General features: G+C 65.1%; 15 protein-coding genes and 1 pseudogene. 8 read left to right on the top strand and 8 right to left on the bottom strand.

Annotation, left to right across the window (positions count from 1 at the left end; translation table 11 throughout):
• Nucleotides 1-1,786: calcineurin-like phosphoesterase C-terminal domain-containing protein (locus ACHAAJ_RS11675; protein ID WP_435728314.1), on the top strand; the 1,786-nt coding region annotated here is incomplete at its 5' end.
• A 182-nt stretch (nt 1,787-1,968) separates the two neighbouring features.
• On the opposite strand, the gene ACHAAJ_RS11670 is transcribed toward ACHAAJ_RS11675, so the two are convergent.
• The 6 genes and pseudogenes from ACHAAJ_RS11670 to ACHAAJ_RS11645 form a co-directional block, all read right to left on the bottom strand.
• Nucleotides 1,969-2,760 (bottom strand): IclR family transcriptional regulator, encoded by a 792-nt coding sequence (locus tag ACHAAJ_RS11670; protein ID WP_435728313.1) that lies wholly within the window; start codon nt 2,758-2,760, stop codon nt 1,969-1,971.
• 56 nt (nt 2,761-2,816) lie between these two features.
• Nucleotides 2,817-3,563, bottom strand: a complete 747-nt coding sequence (gene phtC, locus ACHAAJ_RS11665) for a 3,4-dihydroxyphthalate decarboxylase (protein WP_435728312.1) — start codon at nt 3,561-3,563, stop codon at nt 2,817-2,819.
• On the bottom strand, nt 3,560-4,792 hold the full coding sequence (locus tag ACHAAJ_RS11660) for an NAD(P)/FAD-dependent oxidoreductase (protein ID WP_435728311.1): 1,233 nt from the start codon (nt 4,790-4,792) through the stop codon (nt 3,560-3,562). The genes phtC and ACHAAJ_RS11660 overlap by 4 nt, the downstream gene beginning before the upstream one ends.
• Nucleotides 4,789-4,986, bottom strand: a complete 198-nt coding sequence (locus ACHAAJ_RS11655; protein WP_435728310.1) for a ferredoxin — start codon at nt 4,984-4,986, stop codon at nt 4,789-4,791. Before ACHAAJ_RS11655 ends, ACHAAJ_RS11660 begins: the two co-directional genes overlap by 4 nt.
• Before the next feature lie 49 nt (nt 4,987-5,035).
• Nucleotides 5,036-5,341, bottom strand: coding sequence for a hypothetical protein (locus ACHAAJ_RS11650; RefSeq protein ID WP_435728309.1), 306 nt, complete (start codon nt 5,339-5,341; stop codon nt 5,036-5,038).
• Nucleotides 5,338-5,748: pseudogene (locus tag ACHAAJ_RS11645) on the bottom strand (3-phenylpropionate/cinnamic acid dioxygenase subunit beta); the annotation flags it as partial. The gene ACHAAJ_RS11650 and the pseudogene ACHAAJ_RS11645, both read right to left, overlap by 4 nt.
• 38 nt (nt 5,749-5,786) lie before the next feature.
• Here ACHAAJ_RS11645 and ACHAAJ_RS11640 point away from each other — a divergent pair.
• The 6 genes from ACHAAJ_RS11640 to ACHAAJ_RS11615 all read left to right on the top strand — a co-directional run bounded on the left by ACHAAJ_RS11640 (nt 5,787) and on the right by ACHAAJ_RS11615 (nt 12,224).
• Nucleotides 5,787-7,262, top strand: coding sequence for a tripartite tricarboxylate transporter permease (locus ACHAAJ_RS11640; protein WP_435728308.1), 1,476 nt, complete (start codon nt 5,787-5,789; stop codon nt 7,260-7,262).
• Between the two features lie 403 nt (nt 7,263-7,665).
• Complete coding sequence (locus ACHAAJ_RS11635; protein WP_435728307.1) at nt 7,666-8,049, top strand: hypothetical protein; 384 nt, start codon at nt 7,666-7,668, stop codon at nt 8,047-8,049.
• An 83-nt stretch (nt 8,050-8,132) separates the two neighbouring features.
• A complete protein-coding gene (locus tag ACHAAJ_RS11630) occupies nt 8,133-8,486 on the top strand; it encodes a hypothetical protein (protein WP_435728306.1) in 354 nt (117 codons plus the stop codon).
• Complete coding sequence (locus ACHAAJ_RS11625; RefSeq protein ID WP_435728305.1) at nt 8,474-10,021, top strand: flavin-containing monooxygenase; 1,548 nt, start codon at nt 8,474-8,476, stop codon at nt 10,019-10,021. Before ACHAAJ_RS11630 ends, ACHAAJ_RS11625 begins: the two co-directional genes overlap by 13 nt.
• Nucleotides 10,022-10,686: 665 nt before the next feature.
• On the top strand, nt 10,687-11,790 hold the full coding sequence (locus ACHAAJ_RS11620; RefSeq protein WP_435728304.1) for a Fic family protein: 1,104 nt from the start codon (nt 10,687-10,689) through the stop codon (nt 11,788-11,790).
• Between the two features lie 44 nt (nt 11,791-11,834).
• Nucleotides 11,835-12,224, top strand: coding sequence for a VOC family protein (locus ACHAAJ_RS11615; protein WP_435728303.1), 390 nt, complete (start codon nt 11,835-11,837; stop codon nt 12,222-12,224).
• Nucleotides 12,225-12,265: 41 nt separating this feature from the next.
• Here the strand turns inward: ACHAAJ_RS11615 and ACHAAJ_RS11610 are convergent, their stop codons facing one another.
• Nucleotides 12,266-13,531: a hypothetical protein gene (locus ACHAAJ_RS11610; RefSeq protein ID WP_435728302.1), complete on the bottom strand. Its 1,266-nt coding sequence runs from the start codon at nt 13,529-13,531 to the stop codon at nt 12,266-12,268.
• Between the two features lie 228 nt (nt 13,532-13,759).
• Between ACHAAJ_RS11610 and ACHAAJ_RS11605 the strand changes: the two genes are divergently transcribed.
• Nucleotides 13,760-15,181, top strand: a complete 1,422-nt coding sequence (locus ACHAAJ_RS11605; protein ID WP_435728301.1) for an alkaline phosphatase PhoX — start codon at nt 13,760-13,762, stop codon at nt 15,179-15,181.
• Between the two features lie 32 nt (nt 15,182-15,213).
• Here the strand turns inward: ACHAAJ_RS11605 and ACHAAJ_RS11600 are convergent, their stop codons facing one another.
• Nucleotides 15,214-15,669: an SRPBCC family protein gene (locus tag ACHAAJ_RS11600; RefSeq protein WP_435728300.1), complete on the bottom strand. Its 456-nt coding sequence runs from the start codon at nt 15,667-15,669 to the stop codon at nt 15,214-15,216.
• Between the last annotated feature and the right edge of the window lie 53 nt (nt 15,670-15,722).

The following is a 15,722-nucleotide window of genomic DNA, read 5'->3' as shown; positions in this document are numbered from 1 at the left end:
CCTCACCGCCGGGGCCCTCGCCGTCGTCTTCGCCGGCGCGCTCGCCCTGCCGGCCGCCGGCGCCGCCCCCGCCGCACCCGCCGCTGCCGAGTCCGACTGGGACTCCACTGCCTACCGCGGCTCCGTCGACATCGTCGAGGGCACGGACGAAAACAACGAGACGATTGACGGCGTCGTCTTCGACGACAAGAACAAGAACTCGGTGCAGGACCCCCGGGAGAAGGGCCTGAACGGCGTCACCGTGTCCAACGGGCGCGACGTCGCCACCACGGACGGCCAGGGCCGCTACGAGCTCCCGGTGTTCGAGAACATGACCGTCTTCGTCACACAGCCCCGCGGCTACCAGGTGCCGGTCGACGAGAACAACGTGGCCCAGTTCTCCTACCACCACCTTCCGGAGGGCTCCCCGGAGCTGAAGTTCGGCGGCATCGAGCCGACCGGCGCGCTCCCGGAGGCGCTGAACTTCCCGCTGGCCAAGAGCAAGGCCACCCAGTCCCCCGAGCAGCACTGCGCCATCGGCGGGGACATCCAGACCTACAACCAGGACGAGGTCGAGTACGCCCGCGCCGGCGCCTTCGCAGACCTGGCCGCCCGCACCGACTACGAGGGCTGCGGCGCGCTGTTCATCGGCGACGTCACCGGAGACGACCTCTCGCTCTACCCGCAGACCCGTGAACTGGCCACCATGCTCAACGGCCCCGCGCGCTTCCTGCCGGGCAACCACGACCTGGACTTCGACGCCACGGACAGCGAGCACACCTTCGACACGTTCCGCGCCCAGCTCGGCCCGGAGTACTACTCGTACGACGCCGGCAAGGCCCACGTCGTCGCCCTGAACACGGTCGAGTTCCCGACCAAGCAGCCCGCCGCCAAGGGCGACTACACCGGTTCGTTGGACGCACGCCAGCTCGAGTGGCTGCGCAACGACATCGCCCAGGTGCCCATGAACAAGCCGATCGTGCTCGCCGCGCACATCCCGTTGCTGGACTACGCGGACCAGGGCAGCGCCAAGCACCAGGTGGCGCAGGTCGCCGAGGTCTACGAGATCCTCGAGGGCCGCGAGGTCGTCGCGCTCGGCGGCCACACGCACAGCATCGAGAACCTCCGCGAGGGCGATTCGCTGGCCGGCTGGAAGGACCTGTTCGGTATCGACGGCTTGCCGTTCACGCACATCACCGCCGGCGCAATCTCCGGCGACTGGTACTCCGGACAGGACACCGGCAACGGCTTTCCCACCGCCGTGCAGCGCGACGGCGGCCGCCCCGGCGTGCTGACGCTGGACATCAAAAGCGCCGAGATCACTGAGCGCTTCACCGTCCGCGGCGAGGACGATTCCGTGCAGATGTCGCTGGGCCTGAATACCCCGGCCTACCGCGATTGGTACGCCGCGAACCTCGGCAACAGGGGCAGTGCTCCCGAGTTCGAGAACCCGCTGTCCGTCTCCCGGTCCGATCTCGCCGACGGCACGTGGCTGACCACCAACTTCTGGATGGGTAGCACCGGCTCCACGGTCGAGGCCAGCATCGACGGCGCCGAGGCCACCGAGGCCGAGCGCACGCAGAAGATGCAGGGCGAGGGCCAGCTCATCGGCGCCGAGTACTCCGACCCGGTCGCCGTCCAGGAGCAGCTGGTCCACGGCGGCAGCCTGGCCGACCGCTCCATGCACCTCTGGCGCCTGGATCTGCCGACGGACCTCGCCGTCGGCGAGCACACCGCCGAGGTCACCGCGACCGACGTCCACGGCCGCGAGTTCACCGAGACCCTGACCTTCGAGGTCACCGAGTAGCGCAACGCGCCTTCTCACGGGGCGGGGTACGACGGCGGCACCACGCCGGCGCCGTGCCCCGCCCTCCGTGATGTGCTGTGATACGTCGTCAACGCGCCACGAACGGACGCTACTCGCAACAGACTCTAAAAATTAGGGTCCATGGCGAATGGTTCGGACGCAGGGTGTGACGACGCAATTAGTCAGATCAACAGTCCTTGGATTTCTTCAGCGGCTTTCCGAAGCTTAATGCCAAGTTCGGCGCGAAGCTGGTTTGTCATGCGATGCGCAGGGACCGAGACGTTAATCCCGTAGTGGGCACCACTCGGACTCACCACAGCGACAGCCGCCGAGGTAACGCCGTCTTCGCTTTCCTCTTGACTCGTCGCGTAGCCGACTTTTCGGATCTTCTCGAGGGCGCGCTCGAGATCCGTTCTAGTCGTGATGGAGTTCTTGGTCAGGCTAGGGAGATCTTCTCTCGGATACAGCTTCCGTAGCTGGTCGCCGCTCAAACCGCTCAGCATCGCTTTCCCCGTAGCGGTACAGTTTGCGGGCAACGTCATGCCTTGGCGGGCGGCAACGCGAACCGCACGGGCACTTTCAATGGCGTCGATGAAGCGCGTTTTAGTTCCCTCGAGCTTGGCGAAGTGGACCGTTTCTCCCGTGGACTGGAAGAGCCACTCCAAGACAGGATGGACCAGCGTCCTGACATCTACTTGGCGATCTATGGAAGACGCAATGGAACTAAGCGCTTGGCCTGGCTCATAGGCTTTGGTAACGGGGTTCTGACGAACGAATCCGCGGTAGAGGAGCATGCCAAGCAGCCTGTGGGACGTTGAGGACGCTACGCCCAGATAATTGCTGGCGTCAGTGAGTCTGATGCTCGGTTGGGTCTCGAACAGCAGCAACAGACGCAGTGCGTTGTCAACGGACTCGATTCGATACTGCGGAGGAGGTCCAAACTTGGCCTCGTCCTCTCCGCCTGTGGGTTGCATGGGAATCATCCTACCGAGCGCAACTCCATATGAGTTCCCAGACCTAATGCTGTTCCTCATATCCCGTGACTGATTCTTGCAAGCTCATGTCGCCACGCCGTTTCGGTGTTGAAGGAACCGCCCAGATCAGGCAACTCTGCCATGTCTTCATCGGGCAGGGACACGGGTTCGGCGCCTGCCCACGACACTTGTAGCGCAAGTCCTGCCAAACTGTTGACGCTGATGGCCTGAAGCACGGCTTGTTCAACACTGGGGGCGGCACTTGTTATTCCGTGCCCTCGGAGTATCACCACAGGCCTGTCCCCCATGGCTTCAACCATTTCTGTTGCCAGTATCCTGTTCCTGACAAGGACACCGCGCTGATAAACGGGGATGCCCCCGGCGGCGAGACGGGCCCCAGGGATGTCATACGCTCCGACAATGGGCAGAACAGTTAGGCCAGCAAGATCAGCGGCCACGACTTGGGGCGGATGCGCATGCACCACGGCGCGTACATCCGGGTTCCGCCGGAGAACTTCCGTGTGAATCGGAAGTTCGATGGGCGGGGCATACCCCCCGTCAAGTTCCCCCGGTTCGGCAGGGTTGCCGTCAAAGTCCACCAGACGTATGTCACTCGCCTCTGTGTATGCCAGACCCCGCTCGCGCGGTCCCCGGCACCGGATAAGCAGTTCCGTGTCGGTGATCCGTTGGCTGATGTGACCGAGAATTCCGTCCGCTAAACCGCGGTGCGCTAGGACACGGCAAGCAAGAGCGATGGCGCTGCGTTGCTCCAGTCCACTGCTGGGCGATTCGGCCCGCGTCATCGGGCGACTGTTGTCTGCGCGTCGAGAAGAGGTTCGAGTCTCTCGCGAAGCTCTTCGAGAGTGACGCCTGCCGCCATGCCGCGGCGGCATGTGAGGAGTGCCCTAGGCCAATTTACGATCGCTGCGCCGTACAGGGTGGAACCGTCCTTGGTGTAGAGGGCCGCGAACTTTCCGTGCAGGCCAGGGTCCCCAATGACGAGGTGTTCGGCGTCACCTCCCACGCGTCCCACGACCTGAATCTTCCAGTCGTGCTGGTCGCTCCAGACGTATTCGATCGGCGTGTACGGGCGGGGCGCATCGGGATGCGCGATGTTATACGCGACACAGGAAGCCTGTTCCACAGCGTTGGTCCAGTGCTCAATCCGGGTGTCTTCCCCGTGCGTCAAATGATGCCATCTGGCCACGTCGCCGACGGCGTAGACATTCGGCGCGTCCACGGCCCGACAGTGCTCGTCAAGGACGACGCCGTTGTCTACGAGGAGCCCAGATGCGCCGAGCCATGCATCGTTGGGGATGGCGCCGATACCGACCAACACCGTCGAGGCCTCGATGCGGTCCCCGTTCGTCAAGTGCAGGACGAAGGACCCCTGTTCACCATCAATGCGTTCCACACCGGTACCGAATATAGTGTTCACGCCATTGTTGCGGTGAAGCTCCCCAAACCAATGGCCTATTTCAGCATTGAAGATCCGGCTCATCGGTATGGGCAACGGGTCGACGACCGTAACCTCGAGTCCCAGTAGCCGTGCGGTCGCCGCGGCTTCGGCACCTATGAAGCCGGCACCGATCACGGCGAGGTGGCCGCCCTTCAAAAGGTCCGACCGGAGCCGCCGCGCGTCATCGAGAGTGCGAAGTACGTGCAGGCCTGGCCCGTCCCCCCACGGTGAGGGCCTCGCGGACGCCCCGGTGCTAATTACGAGGTTGTCGTACCGGAGTGGCCCGTGCCCCTCGACCTGAAGGGTGTTTGCCGCCACGTCGACGCCTGTGGCCCGGTTGCCCAGCATCAGGGTGATCCCCGCCTCGCTGGCTTCTTCCGCGGTCAGAAGTCGGATGGAAGCTTCATCGGCTGTTCCCTTGAGGACCGCCTTGGACAATGGTGGCTTGTCATAGGGCAGTTCAGTCTCTTCGCCCACGAGGATGATCTCGCCGGTGTATCCTTCCGAGCGCAACGACTGCGCAGTCCGCACGCCCCCGATGGAGGACCCGACGATAACGGTGGTCGGACTCATTCCTCCTCCACCGCCAACGCAGACACCGGGCAACTACGTGCGGCTTCAGTCACCCTGTGCCGGTCAGCCTCGGGCACCTCTGTCCGAAGTACGACGACTATTCCGTCATCGTCTAGGTCGAAATAATCTGTGGCTCCCACAACGCAGTTGGCATAACCTTGACAGGCCTGCAGGTCGGCTTTGACGACGGGCACGGTCGGCTCCTTTACATAAGTTAATGGTCTTGTGGCGTCCGGGTTCGGGTTACTGGTCGTCCGTGATCAGGGGGCCGAAAGGGTGCCCGATCATGGCGGAAAACGTGGCCGGGCCCTGCCACGTCAGGGCTTCAAGTTCCAAAGGGCACAGTGTGACCCACTGGCCAGAGCGGGGGGACTTGATCATCAGTCGGGACCCGTTCCGTGTCTCGACCCGAGTGACGCGAACCTCGGAGAATTCGTTGGCAATAACGATCGGCGTGCCGGTCGCGTGGGCCTCGAGCCGGGCTCTTTCGGCCGCCGCCCGGTTGGCTGCCAGCCGATCCTCTTCTTCACCTTCCCATTCAAGCTTCATAGGAATATGGCCAGATTCTGCATCCGAATAACGGATTCGTCTACCATGATGGTCCGGCGAGCGAGCTGCCAGCCGGCCTCCGTTCGGCGAAGCAGGTCTTCCCGTCCAGCCGAGACTGTTGCGGCTTCCCCGACGTCACCACGGCTACGAAAGAGCAATACCGCTGAATCAACGATTATTTCCTCCGGCCGGTCGGTCCGGAACGTTCGCACATTGGTGACGTAGTGACGGAGCCGCGACGGCGGATCCTCCGTCCACGCGTGCTCGGTGGCGAAACGTGCCACTCGCCGACTGAGCGAATACTTGTTTTCATCAAGATGCGCCATGCCAGGCGACGTGGAATAGCCAGCACCCAAGGCGGTGGTGACCCGCACCGGCATCAGATAGTGCACGTCGTCGGCTATCCGAGCAAGCCATTCTTCGTAGTTCTGCGCGTCGAGGAGGTATGACTCGTCGACCGACCATCGCGCTTCTGCTGCCCATCACCTACACGATGGATCCGACCGCATCGATCATCATGCTGGCCGGCATCTACTACGGATCGATGTACGGCGGCACGATCACGTCCGTCCTGCTTCGCCTACCCGGCGAAGCAGCCTCGGTCGTCACCACGTTCGACGGCTACCAGATGACCAAACAGGGCCGCGCCGGCACAGCCCTCGGCATCGCCGCCATCGGCTCATTCATCGGCGGGACCGTCGCCGTCATCGGATTGACCTTCATGGCTCCCTTCCTGGCTAATGTCGCGCTGTCCATGGGTCCGGCCGGCTTCGTCGCACTAATGATCCTAGGCCTGTTCCTCGTCACGTCCCTTGGGACCGGATCGGCGATTAAAAGTGTCTGCATGGCCGGCGTCGGACTGCTCCTTTCCACGGTCGGGCAGGACCCGATCGACGGCTCGGCCCGCTTCACCTTCGGCCAGGTTCCGTTGCTGGGCGGCTTGGACTTCGTCGCCGTGGCTATGGGGCTGTTCGGCGTCGCCGAACTGCTGCGCTCTCTGGAACAGACGGAGAAGGCCCAGATCGCCAAAGCAAAAATCAAAAACATCTGGCCGTCCCGCCAAGACATGAAGGACTCGGCCGGTTCCATCGGTCGCGGATCCGTCCTAGGCTTCTTCATCGGCATCCTCCCAGGTGGTGGTGGCGTGATCTCCTCACTGGCCTCCTACGCCATGGAAAAGCGTCGGGCAAAAGACCCCAGCCGGTTCGGCAAGGGTGCCATCGAGGGCGTTGCCGGCCCCGAGACGGCCAACAACGCGTCCTCGACGTCGGCCTTTATCCCCCTTCTGGTTCTCGGCATCCCCTCGAACGTGGTGCTCGCCATGATCTTCGGGGCACTCCTGATGCACGGGATCACGCCGGGACCACAACTGATGACCGAGCATGCAGGCCTGTTCTGGGGCGTCATCGCCTCGATGTACATCGGCAACCTCATGCTGCTGATCCTCAACGTGCCGCTGGTCGGGGTCTTCATCCAAATGCTCCGTGTCCGACAGGGAATCCTCGTCGCCTTCTCACTCCTCATCGTCCTGATCGGCGTGTACTCGATCGGGAACAGCTCCTTCGACATGTGGGTTGTCCTCGCTTTTGGTGTGCTCGGTTGGATCATGACCAAGACCGGTTTCGATCCCGGCCCACTGGTGCTGGCATTCGTGCTCGGACCGATCCTCGAAAAGTCCTTCCGCCAGTCGATGCTGATCTCCAGCGGCAGCCTGGACATCTTCGTCACCGACCCCGCCGCGGCATCGATTTTCGGGGCAATTGCGCTCGCCATCGTCTTCAAACTCGTCGGTGGGCCCGTTCTGAAACACCGCGCACACCGCCAGAACGTATTGGCGAACGACGCCATACCTCCTCTCGCTGCCCGGAGCGCTTCGGACGACGCCGAGCCCGAAGACCTGACAAGGTCTCCGAACAGTTGAGCTCACACGCATACCTCAGCTGCAGTAATACACACCCGTGTGGGGCTTGAACGCGGTCGTACCGGCCACGCATACTGCCAGGCCGGCCACTGGCCGGCTCTGGCATTCGCCGGACCACCTGCCGCGGACGCCTCGCTGCGCCCGCACGAAACCCTATCCAGGAACTTAGGACGTCCGCAGCCCAACCTCTGGGAACCATGCAACCGGTACGCCCATAACGGCGCATATGAATTACGGGCACGCAGGCACCTCTTCCCTATACGGGGCACTACCCTGCATCCTGCCGTCAACTTGCTACTATCAGCAGATTTGAAGGCGATTTGTTGTCGCTTAAGGGCGCACTAGAAGCATGCTTTAAGAACGGTCCCCTGCTGGATCGGTCGTCGGAAGGAAGCTGCGGACCATGAGTATTGCCACCATTAGCGGGACGGCGCACGCGCGCACCGCACGCCTGGGCATCCGGGAGGTTGTTCGGCGGCTCAACGCCGCCCTTGGAGCAACGCTCGTTGCCGCACTTGCCGGAAGCAAGGATCGCAAGATCAGCTACGGCTGGGCGCAGCAGGACGGCCCAACCCCCAAGCCCTCCGCGGTCAAGCGTCTCCAGTTCGCCTACACGCAATGGAGTCTCGTCGCCGAGGCGGAGGGCGAGCACGTGGCCCGCATGTGGTTCATCGGGGCCAACCCGTGGCTGGACCACGACTCTCCCATTGACGCCATCCGCGAGGATCGGTTCAAGGATGTCGCGGCGGCGGCGGCGGCCATGCTCGACGACGGGCATTCCGGTTGATGCGGACCTGCGGACGGACCGGGCTGGCCCTGGTCGAAGGGTCCCCAACGGCCTTCCGCGTAGCCAAGGAGTCCTACGGTCCATTGAACCCGCAGGAGCGCGGTTCCCTCGACGAGGACCGGTCCGATTGGTATCGCTACGACACGCCCGGCCGGACCGTGTACATGGCCGTCGACGCGGAGACTGCATTCGTTGAGGCACTCTCGTGGGCGCGGATGACACACCGGCATCGGGCATTCCTGGCCAAAACAGCGGAGTTCATGGGCATCGCGGTCGCGGATCTGCGCCGCGTCGTTGAGGAAGAGTGGTCGGCCAATTCCGGTATGGTCCCGGGTGGATTCCGGCGAATTGGCGCGAGGGCCGCCGACTGTATGAACTGGAATTCGCGGGAGGATGGTGGGTCGATATCGCCCACGCCGACACGTTGGCCGCGCTGAACGCGTCCATCGGTTGCCACCTCTATGACGACGGCGTCCTCCCCGAGACCCTCACGCTCTCCGAAGTCACCAGCGGAGACCGCCTGGCCACGACACTGCTTGCTTCGTACGTGCGCGAGCAGGTGCTTGAAGACGGCTCCTATCCCATGGGCATCCGGTTCCCTTCCAAACACGGAAGCACTGGCAAAGGACACAGGCACTGCTACGCCTTCTGGATGAGACGGCGCGACGTCGGGCTGGAGACCACGGTGGCCTCGGCGGTGTACGACGACGACGCGCGCCTCTGGCGCGTCACCTCCACCGGGCCCGACGGCGGCCAGGTCACGACCGCGCGCTACTGCATCATGGCGACGGGCTGCCTCTCCAGCAGCCGGGTGCCGGACCTCCCGGGACTGGAGGACTTCGCTGGCGAGGTCTTCCACACGGGGCAGTGGCCGCACGGGGAGGTCGACTTCACCGGGAAGCGCGTGGGCGTCGTGGGCACGGGGTCCTCCGGGATCCAGTCGATCCCGGAGATCGCCGAGCAGGCCAAGGAGCTGTTCGTCTTCCAGCGCACGTCCAACTTCAGCGTCCCCGCCAAAAACGGGCCGCTGGACCAGCAGCTGTGGGCGGACGTCAAGGCGCGGTACCCGCAGCTGCGGGAGGACGCGCGGCACTCCCCCACCGGGCTGCCGTTCTCGCCCAGCCTGGAGTCCGCGCTCGGGGTGGACGAGGCGGCACGCCGGCAGGTGTTCGACGAGCACTGGACGCTCGGTGGGTTCCGGCTGGCGCAGTGCTTTTCCGACATCGCGATCAGCCGCGAGGCGAACGACACCGTGGCCGCGTACATCCGCACGAAGATCGATGAGATCGTGGAGGACCCCGCGACCGCCGAGCTGCTGAAGCCGTGGGACCACCCGGTGGGCACCAAGCGGATCTGCGTGGACACCGACTACTACGCCACCTACAACCGGGACAACGTGCATCTGGTCGACGTGAAGTCCGCGCCGATCGCCACGTTGACCGAATCCGGACTGCGAACCGAGTCGGGCGACGAGTACGAACTGGACGCGGTGGTCTTCGCGACCGGGTTCGACGCCATGACCGGGGCGCTGCTGAACATCGACATCCGCGGCCGCGACGGCGAGTCCCTGCGCGACCACTGGGAGTCGGGGGCGCGCTCGTACCTGGGGCTGTCCGTCGCCGGGTTCCCGAACCTGTTCACGGTGACCGGCCCGGGCAGCCCCAGCGTGCTGAGCAACATGGTCACGTCCATCGAGCAGCACGTGGAGTGGATCGACGAGCACATCGCCTACCTGCGCGCCAACGGGCTGGAGGTCTCCGAGCCGGCCCTGGAGGCGGAGGACGCGCGGGTGGAGCATGTCAACACGGTCGCGGACATGACGCTGATGAAGCAGGCCAACTCCTGGTACCTCGGCGCCAACGTGCCGGGCAAGCCGCGGGTGTTCATGCCCTACGCCGGCGGCGTCGGCTCGTACCGCCGGCAGTGCGACGAGATCGCGGCGGACAAGTACCGCGGGTTCCAGCTGGCGTAGGTCCCGACCCTGAGCGCACGTGCGATCTCCGCAGACACATATTCGCTGACCGCACCATCGGCGGACCGCTGTTCACGATTGACTTTGAAGAGCTAGCGGATCCCTCGACGGCCCTGTAGCCATGTCTTGTCAGGGTAACCCCGGCCACCGACAGGTTGGATCGGGCTGGACCGACGGGTCAGTTGGCCCAGCAACTCGAAGAAGTCCTCATGCCTTGTCACAAATGCGACGTGCTGGCGCGGACCGTCGTGTTCTCCTGCGGACCGCGCCAGCACGCAAACGAGTGAGCGCATGAGGCAAGCTCGGATTCGAGCTAAAGCACGATGCCCCCATAGGCGACGCGCGGCGGTTTGTCGTGATCGACCCTGGTGACCCGAAGGGCACCGAACCGACTCTCGAACCCGACGGCCCCGCCGTCGGCCCCTTAACAGCGGTGCGAGAAGCGTGAGGACCGCGCGGCGCGGAGCCATAAGCGTAAGCCTTCCCCATGGATTCTTACAGATAGTATGATATCTGTAAGCACCGATTCCGACGGCGTACAGATAGCAGGTTCCATGGCCTCGCAGCCAGCCCCACGGGCCGAACGATGGCCCGAAGCCACTACCGAGCAGGTCGTATGGAACAGCAACACCTCCGACCTCGGGCTCAGCCGCTACATCTCGGGCATGCGCGGGCAGACCTACAAGGCCTTCGTCCCGTCGGGGATCGCGCAGGTCGAGTACACGCCGTCGTCATCCGTCGCCTCACTGGCCGAAGAGGCCAGCCGGGAGATCAGCCGATTCGATGAGAGGTTCGGCAACCGGATCAGGCCCTTTGCGACCATCATGCTGCGCACGGAGTCGATCGCTTCCTCGCAGATCGAAAATGTCACCACCAACGCCCGCAGTTTGGGCGAAGCCGAACTGGGTGTCGAGCCGAAGCTGAACGCCACGCTTGTGGTGCGCAACGTCAGGGCCATGGAGGCAGCGCTTGCCGCGGCCGACGTCCTGGATACCAACAGCATCCTGGGGATGCACCGCGCGCTGATGGAAGGCACTCGGGACGCCGAAACCGCCGGCATCTGGCGGCAGGAACAGGTGTGGATCGGCACCAGTATGGCCAGCCCCCTCGGCGCCGACTTCATCCCGCCGGTGCATGAGCGGATACCGGGACTGATGGAGGATCTGATGGCTTACGCCAGGCGCTCCGACATCCCTCCGATGGTCCAGGCGGCCATCGCCCACGCTCAGTTCGAAACCATCCATCCGTTCACGGATGGCAATGGCCGTACCGGCCGGGCGCTGATCCACTCGATGCTCAAGGGCCACGGGATTGCCCGCGCTGTCTCCACGCCGGTCTCCGCCGGTCTGCTGTCCGACGTCGAGGGCTACCACCGCGCACTCGGGTCCTACCGAGAAGGGGATCCGGAACCGGTCATCACCCTGTGTGCCGAGGCGTCGTTTCGAGCGATACGCAATGGCACCCAGTTGGCGGAGGATGTCACGGCCATCGCCGAATCCTGGCGAGGGAAGATCAAAGCTCGCGCCGACTCCGCCGTCTGGCCGGTTCTCGAACTGCTGGAGAGCCGGCCAGTGGTCAACGCCGCGGTGCTTGAAGCGGAACTGGGTCTGGAATACATGCGCATGAAGCGTGCCATGGACGGTCTCGCGGAAGCCGGCATCGTGGTGGGCGTCGACAAGTACAAGCAGGGCAGATTCTGGCGCGCATCCGAGATGCTGGCCGCCCTGGACGCCTTCGCCGCTCGTGCCGGCCGCAGGCAGATGAGCTGACGGCCAACGCCTTGGAACGTCCACAACGCAAACGAGGGATCGGCATGAGGATTCAATGGGCCAGCGTGCTCGTCGACGACCAGGAGAAGGCCCTCCAGTTCTATACGCGCAAGCTAGGGTTCGAGCTGAAGCACGACGTCCCGCTTGGCGGCCCGCGGTGGCTGACCGTGACCGCCCCTGGCGACCCGGACGGCACCGAACTGGTGCTCGAACCCGACGGCCACCCCGCCGTCGGTCCCTTCAAGGCCGCCCTCGTCGGTGACCGCATCCCCTTCACCCAGTTCGCCGTGGAGGACGTCCCGCAGGAGTACGAGCGTCTGCGCGGCCTCGGCGTCCACTTCATTCAGGAACCCTCCACCATGGGTCCGGTGACCACGGCCGTCCTCGACGACACCTGCGGCAACCTGATCCAGATCATCCACGTCGCCGACTAAACCCGCCCGCCGCCAACCGCAGGCGGGTAGTAGCCGTCCGTTCAGTTGTTCTCGTCGACCTTTTCGTCGTTCCCGCGCAGGCGGAGCGCCCGCTCGGCAATGCCGCTGGAAAACCTGCTCGTGGCCGATCGGGCCCGCTCGAAGTTCTCGTTGCCCATGCGGCGGGCAGCGCCGGCGCCCTCGGCCCCGGTCTCGAGCACCTTGTCTCGCACTTCCGCCGCAGCATCCACCCATCTCTTCGCCTCCAACGACTGCCGATCACGCTCGACCCCGAGCAGACCGTGGAAGTCCACGACGGCAGTCGTCACATAGTTGCTCGAATGCACCACGGAACGGGACGACGTCGGGTGCAGCAGGACCTTCGCATTGGCCGTGCCGGCGGCTGCATCCATGCGGGCTATAAGGCGCCCGGTGCTTCGTGAAATGAGTTCCAGTCGATTCTGCCGGGCTGCCCTCAACGCCAGACGGTGTTGGTCCAGTTCGGCCGGCGATGCCTCCAGCACACGGTCGAGTTCGAGCACCGCGATCGCATCCTGCAGCTGGAAGCACCGGGCCAGCACGGCGAGCCACTCCTGGACCTTGGTCTCCGCTTCCTTGGAGGTCTTCGCGAGATCACCCAGCTTGCTCTTCTGCTCCAATTTCACGGCGATGGCGTCCAGCTGCCGCAACGTGTAGGCCTGCGTTCGGGCGATGGTCCCCGACGTCGTCTGGACCTTGGACCACGTGACCTCGGAGACGTGGCCCACCTGCTCCCGTATCGCCATGGCCTCGCCGATCACGAAATCCACCCCCAGCATGTCCGCGATGACGGCGTCCTTCTGGGCACGGAGCACATCGTCGACCTTCTCGTCGATCGCCGCGAGGTAGTCGGTGATCTCGTCCATGGTCTGCTGCATGGCCAGCTGCGCCATGATCCCTGCGGCACCCGCCAGCATCGCAGGATTGGCCAACAACCCGGGATTGGACAACACGGATCCGGGCTTCACAAATTCGAGGATTCCCTTGATCTTGCCCTTGTCTGTCACCACGGCACGGACGACGTCCGGGGCCGACCCTTTCATCGCGTCAAACTGTTTGAAAGCTGCGGCCGACTCTTTCGTCAGCTTCACCCACCGCCCGGAGTTGGCCGCGATCCCGGAGCCCGCTTGGGCAACACCAGCCGCTGTCTTGAAGGCCGGCCCCAGCCGCTGCAGGCCGAGGTCCCTCGACGGCAGCCCTTCCGACGCCAGGAAACGCTCCACAACCGTCGGATCCCCCAGGACCGCCAGCCCCTCGCCGTCGTTAATGAACTGAATCTCGTGGCCCATCGTCTACTCCTGAAACGTGGGCAGGGGAACCCTGCGAAGGATGGCTTGCTCGCCGTGTCTGAAGTGTACGGCCGGCGTTGCGCGATCGTCGTCGTGCCTTGCTGGGTGCCAAGCCCAATTCACCGGCGGTTAATCCGCGGCACGTCGGGGCGCCTCCCCAGCTCCACGTGCGTCTGGAAGGTTTGATGCAACCGCCTGATCGATCCTTCACCCACCGGGAGCCCGACCATGAATCCGTCCGTTTCACGCCGCACCTTCCTCGGCGGCTCGACCGCCACCGGCCTGGGCTTCGTCTTCGCCGGCGCCGGGAGCCTCGACGCGTTCTCCCGCCCCGCCGCGGCCGCCACCACCCGCACCGCCACCGGCTACGGCGCGCTGGTCGCCGACCCGCAGGGCATCCTGGCGCTGCCCGAGGGCTTCTCGTACAAGCTCATCGCGCGCTCGGGCCAGACCCCGACGGCCGACGGCGTCCACCCCTCCGACCCGGACGGCATGGGCGTCTTCGCCGGTCCCGACGGCGGCTCCGTCCTCGTGACGAACCACGAGAACAGCGGCCGCGAGCCCTTCCCGGTTCCGGTCGTGGAGGGCATCACCTACGATTCCGGGGCAATTGGCGGCACGTCCACCATCACCGTGGACGGCGACGGAAACCGGACCGGCGAGTACACCAGCCTAGCGGGCACCGACAACAACTGCGCCGGCGGCATCACGCCGTGGGGCACGTGGCTGACCTGCGAGGAGACCGAAAGCCGCGCCGGCCAGGGACTGCGCACCAAGGACCACGGCTACGTGTTCGAGGTCGATCCCACCAGCCGGGAAGCCAACCTCGGCAAGAGCCCCGTGCCGCTGAAGTTCATGGGCCGCTACTCCCACGAGGCCGTCGCCGTCGATCCCGCCACGAGCGTCGTCTACCTCACCGAGGACGCCGGCAACCCCAACGGCCTGTATTTCCGCTGGGTGCCGCCCGCGGGATTCGTCCCGGGCAAGGACGCCCTGCGCGAGCTCGCGCTCTCCCCCGGCGGCGACACCGCCGGCAAGCTGGAGGCCATGAACTGCTTCCTGGGCGGCAGGCACGTGGCCGACCTCTCGGAGGCCACGACCGTGGGCACCCGCCTGAAAGTCGAATGGGTCGACGTCCCGGACCGCGACGCCGCCACCGTGTCCGTGCGCCGCCAGTTCGGCAACGACCGGATCACGCGCTCGCGGAAGCTCGAGGGCCAGTGGTGGGGCGACGGCGGCGTCTTCTTCGTCTCCAGCTTCGCCCGCCTCGGCGACGGCAGCGCCAACGAGCACGACGGCCAGGTCTGGTTCTACGACCCCGCCACCGAATCCATCACCCTCAAGACCATCTTCGGGGTCAACCGCGATCCCGACGCGGACAACGGCAACTTCGACGGCCCGGACAACATCACCGTCTCCACCCACGGCGGCCTGATCCTGGCCGAGGACGGCGACGGCGTGTCCCACCTGGTCGGCGTGACCTCCCAGGGCAAGGCCTACCCGCTGGCGCGCAACGACTTCAACGACAGCGAGTTCTGCGGCCCGGCCTTCAGCGCCGACGGCGAAACCCTCTTCGTGAACATCCAGTCCCCCGGCTTCACCCTTGCCGTCACGGGTCCCTGGGGCCGCGCGAGCAACGCCGCCGTCTAGCGGCGCCCGATACGGCGTCGTCTGACCGCCCGTCAGACGACGCCGGGGTGTTCGGCCAGCACGTCGGCGAGGGTGCCCAGGTTCCCGCGGACGGTGTGGGCGTGCGCCTTCTGCACGAGCGGGTCGGCCACCTTCCCGAACAGCCCGCCGAAGCCGTCGTTCGCCTCGACGCGGTAGGTGAGGCGCGTTCCGCCACCCTCGGGCACCAGGCTGTTGGTGATGGTGAAGTCGAACTTCCCCTCGACCGAACGGATGACCGATTGGTTCGGCGGATCAAAATGAGCGTATTCGGCCACCCACTCGAACCGCCGGCCCAGGATCTTGCTGGTGCCCCTGGACCGTGTTCCAACCCTCACGGGACCGTCGCCGATCTGTTCGGCCTCGAGAATGGACGAATCCCAGACGGGGACGTTCTCGGCCCGGGCGAGGTAGTCGAAGACCTCCTTCGGCGGGCGGTTGATGAAGACGCTTTCCTCTACGACGGACATTCGGGATGCTCCTTCGACGGGCCCGACATGGCACGGATCGGCCGCCGGGCACA

This window comes from Arthrobacter arnarulunnguaqae (genome assembly GCF_051262515.1).
GTDB lineage: Bacteria > Actinomycetota > Actinomycetes > Actinomycetales > Micrococcaceae > Arthrobacter_N.
Note: the sequence above shows the minus strand (reverse complement) of the source record. Positions and strands in the feature narration are given on the sequence as shown.

Bases quoted from the DNA above. Each gene is read 5' to 3' on its own strand.
- ACHAAJ_RS11670 (WP_435728313.1), bottom strand. From the start codon at position 2,760: ATGCAACCCACAGGCGGAGAGGACGAGGCCAAGTTTGGACCTCCTCCG.
- phtC (WP_435728312.1), bottom strand. From the start codon at position 3,563: ATGACGCGGGCCGAATCGCCCAGCAGTGGACTGGAGCAACGCAGCGCC.
- ACHAAJ_RS11660 (WP_435728311.1), bottom strand. From the start codon at position 4,792: ATGAGTCCGACCACCGTTATCGTCGGGTCCTCCATCGGGGGCGTGCGG.
- ACHAAJ_RS11650 (WP_435728309.1), bottom strand. From the start codon at position 5,341: ATGAAGCTTGAATGGGAAGGTGAAGAAGAGGATCGGCTGGCAGCCAAC.
- ACHAAJ_RS11640 (WP_435728308.1), top strand. From the start codon at position 5,787: ATGACTCGTCGACCGACCATCGCGCTTCTGCTGCCCATCACCTACACG.
- ACHAAJ_RS11635 (WP_435728307.1), top strand. From the start codon at position 7,666: ATGAGTATTGCCACCATTAGCGGGACGGCGCACGCGCGCACCGCACGC.
- ACHAAJ_RS11620 (WP_435728304.1), top strand. From the start codon at position 10,687: ATGCGCGGGCAGACCTACAAGGCCTTCGTCCCGTCGGGGATCGCGCAG.
- ACHAAJ_RS11615 (WP_435728303.1), top strand. From the start codon at position 11,835: ATGAGGATTCAATGGGCCAGCGTGCTCGTCGACGACCAGGAGAAGGCC.
- ACHAAJ_RS11610 (WP_435728302.1), bottom strand. From the start codon at position 13,531: ATGGGCCACGAGATTCAGTTCATTAACGACGGCGAGGGGCTGGCGGTC.
- ACHAAJ_RS11605 (WP_435728301.1), top strand. From the start codon at position 13,760: ATGAATCCGTCCGTTTCACGCCGCACCTTCCTCGGCGGCTCGACCGCC.
- ACHAAJ_RS11600 (WP_435728300.1), bottom strand. From the start codon at position 15,669: ATGTCCGTCGTAGAGGAAAGCGTCTTCATCAACCGCCCGCCGAAGGAG.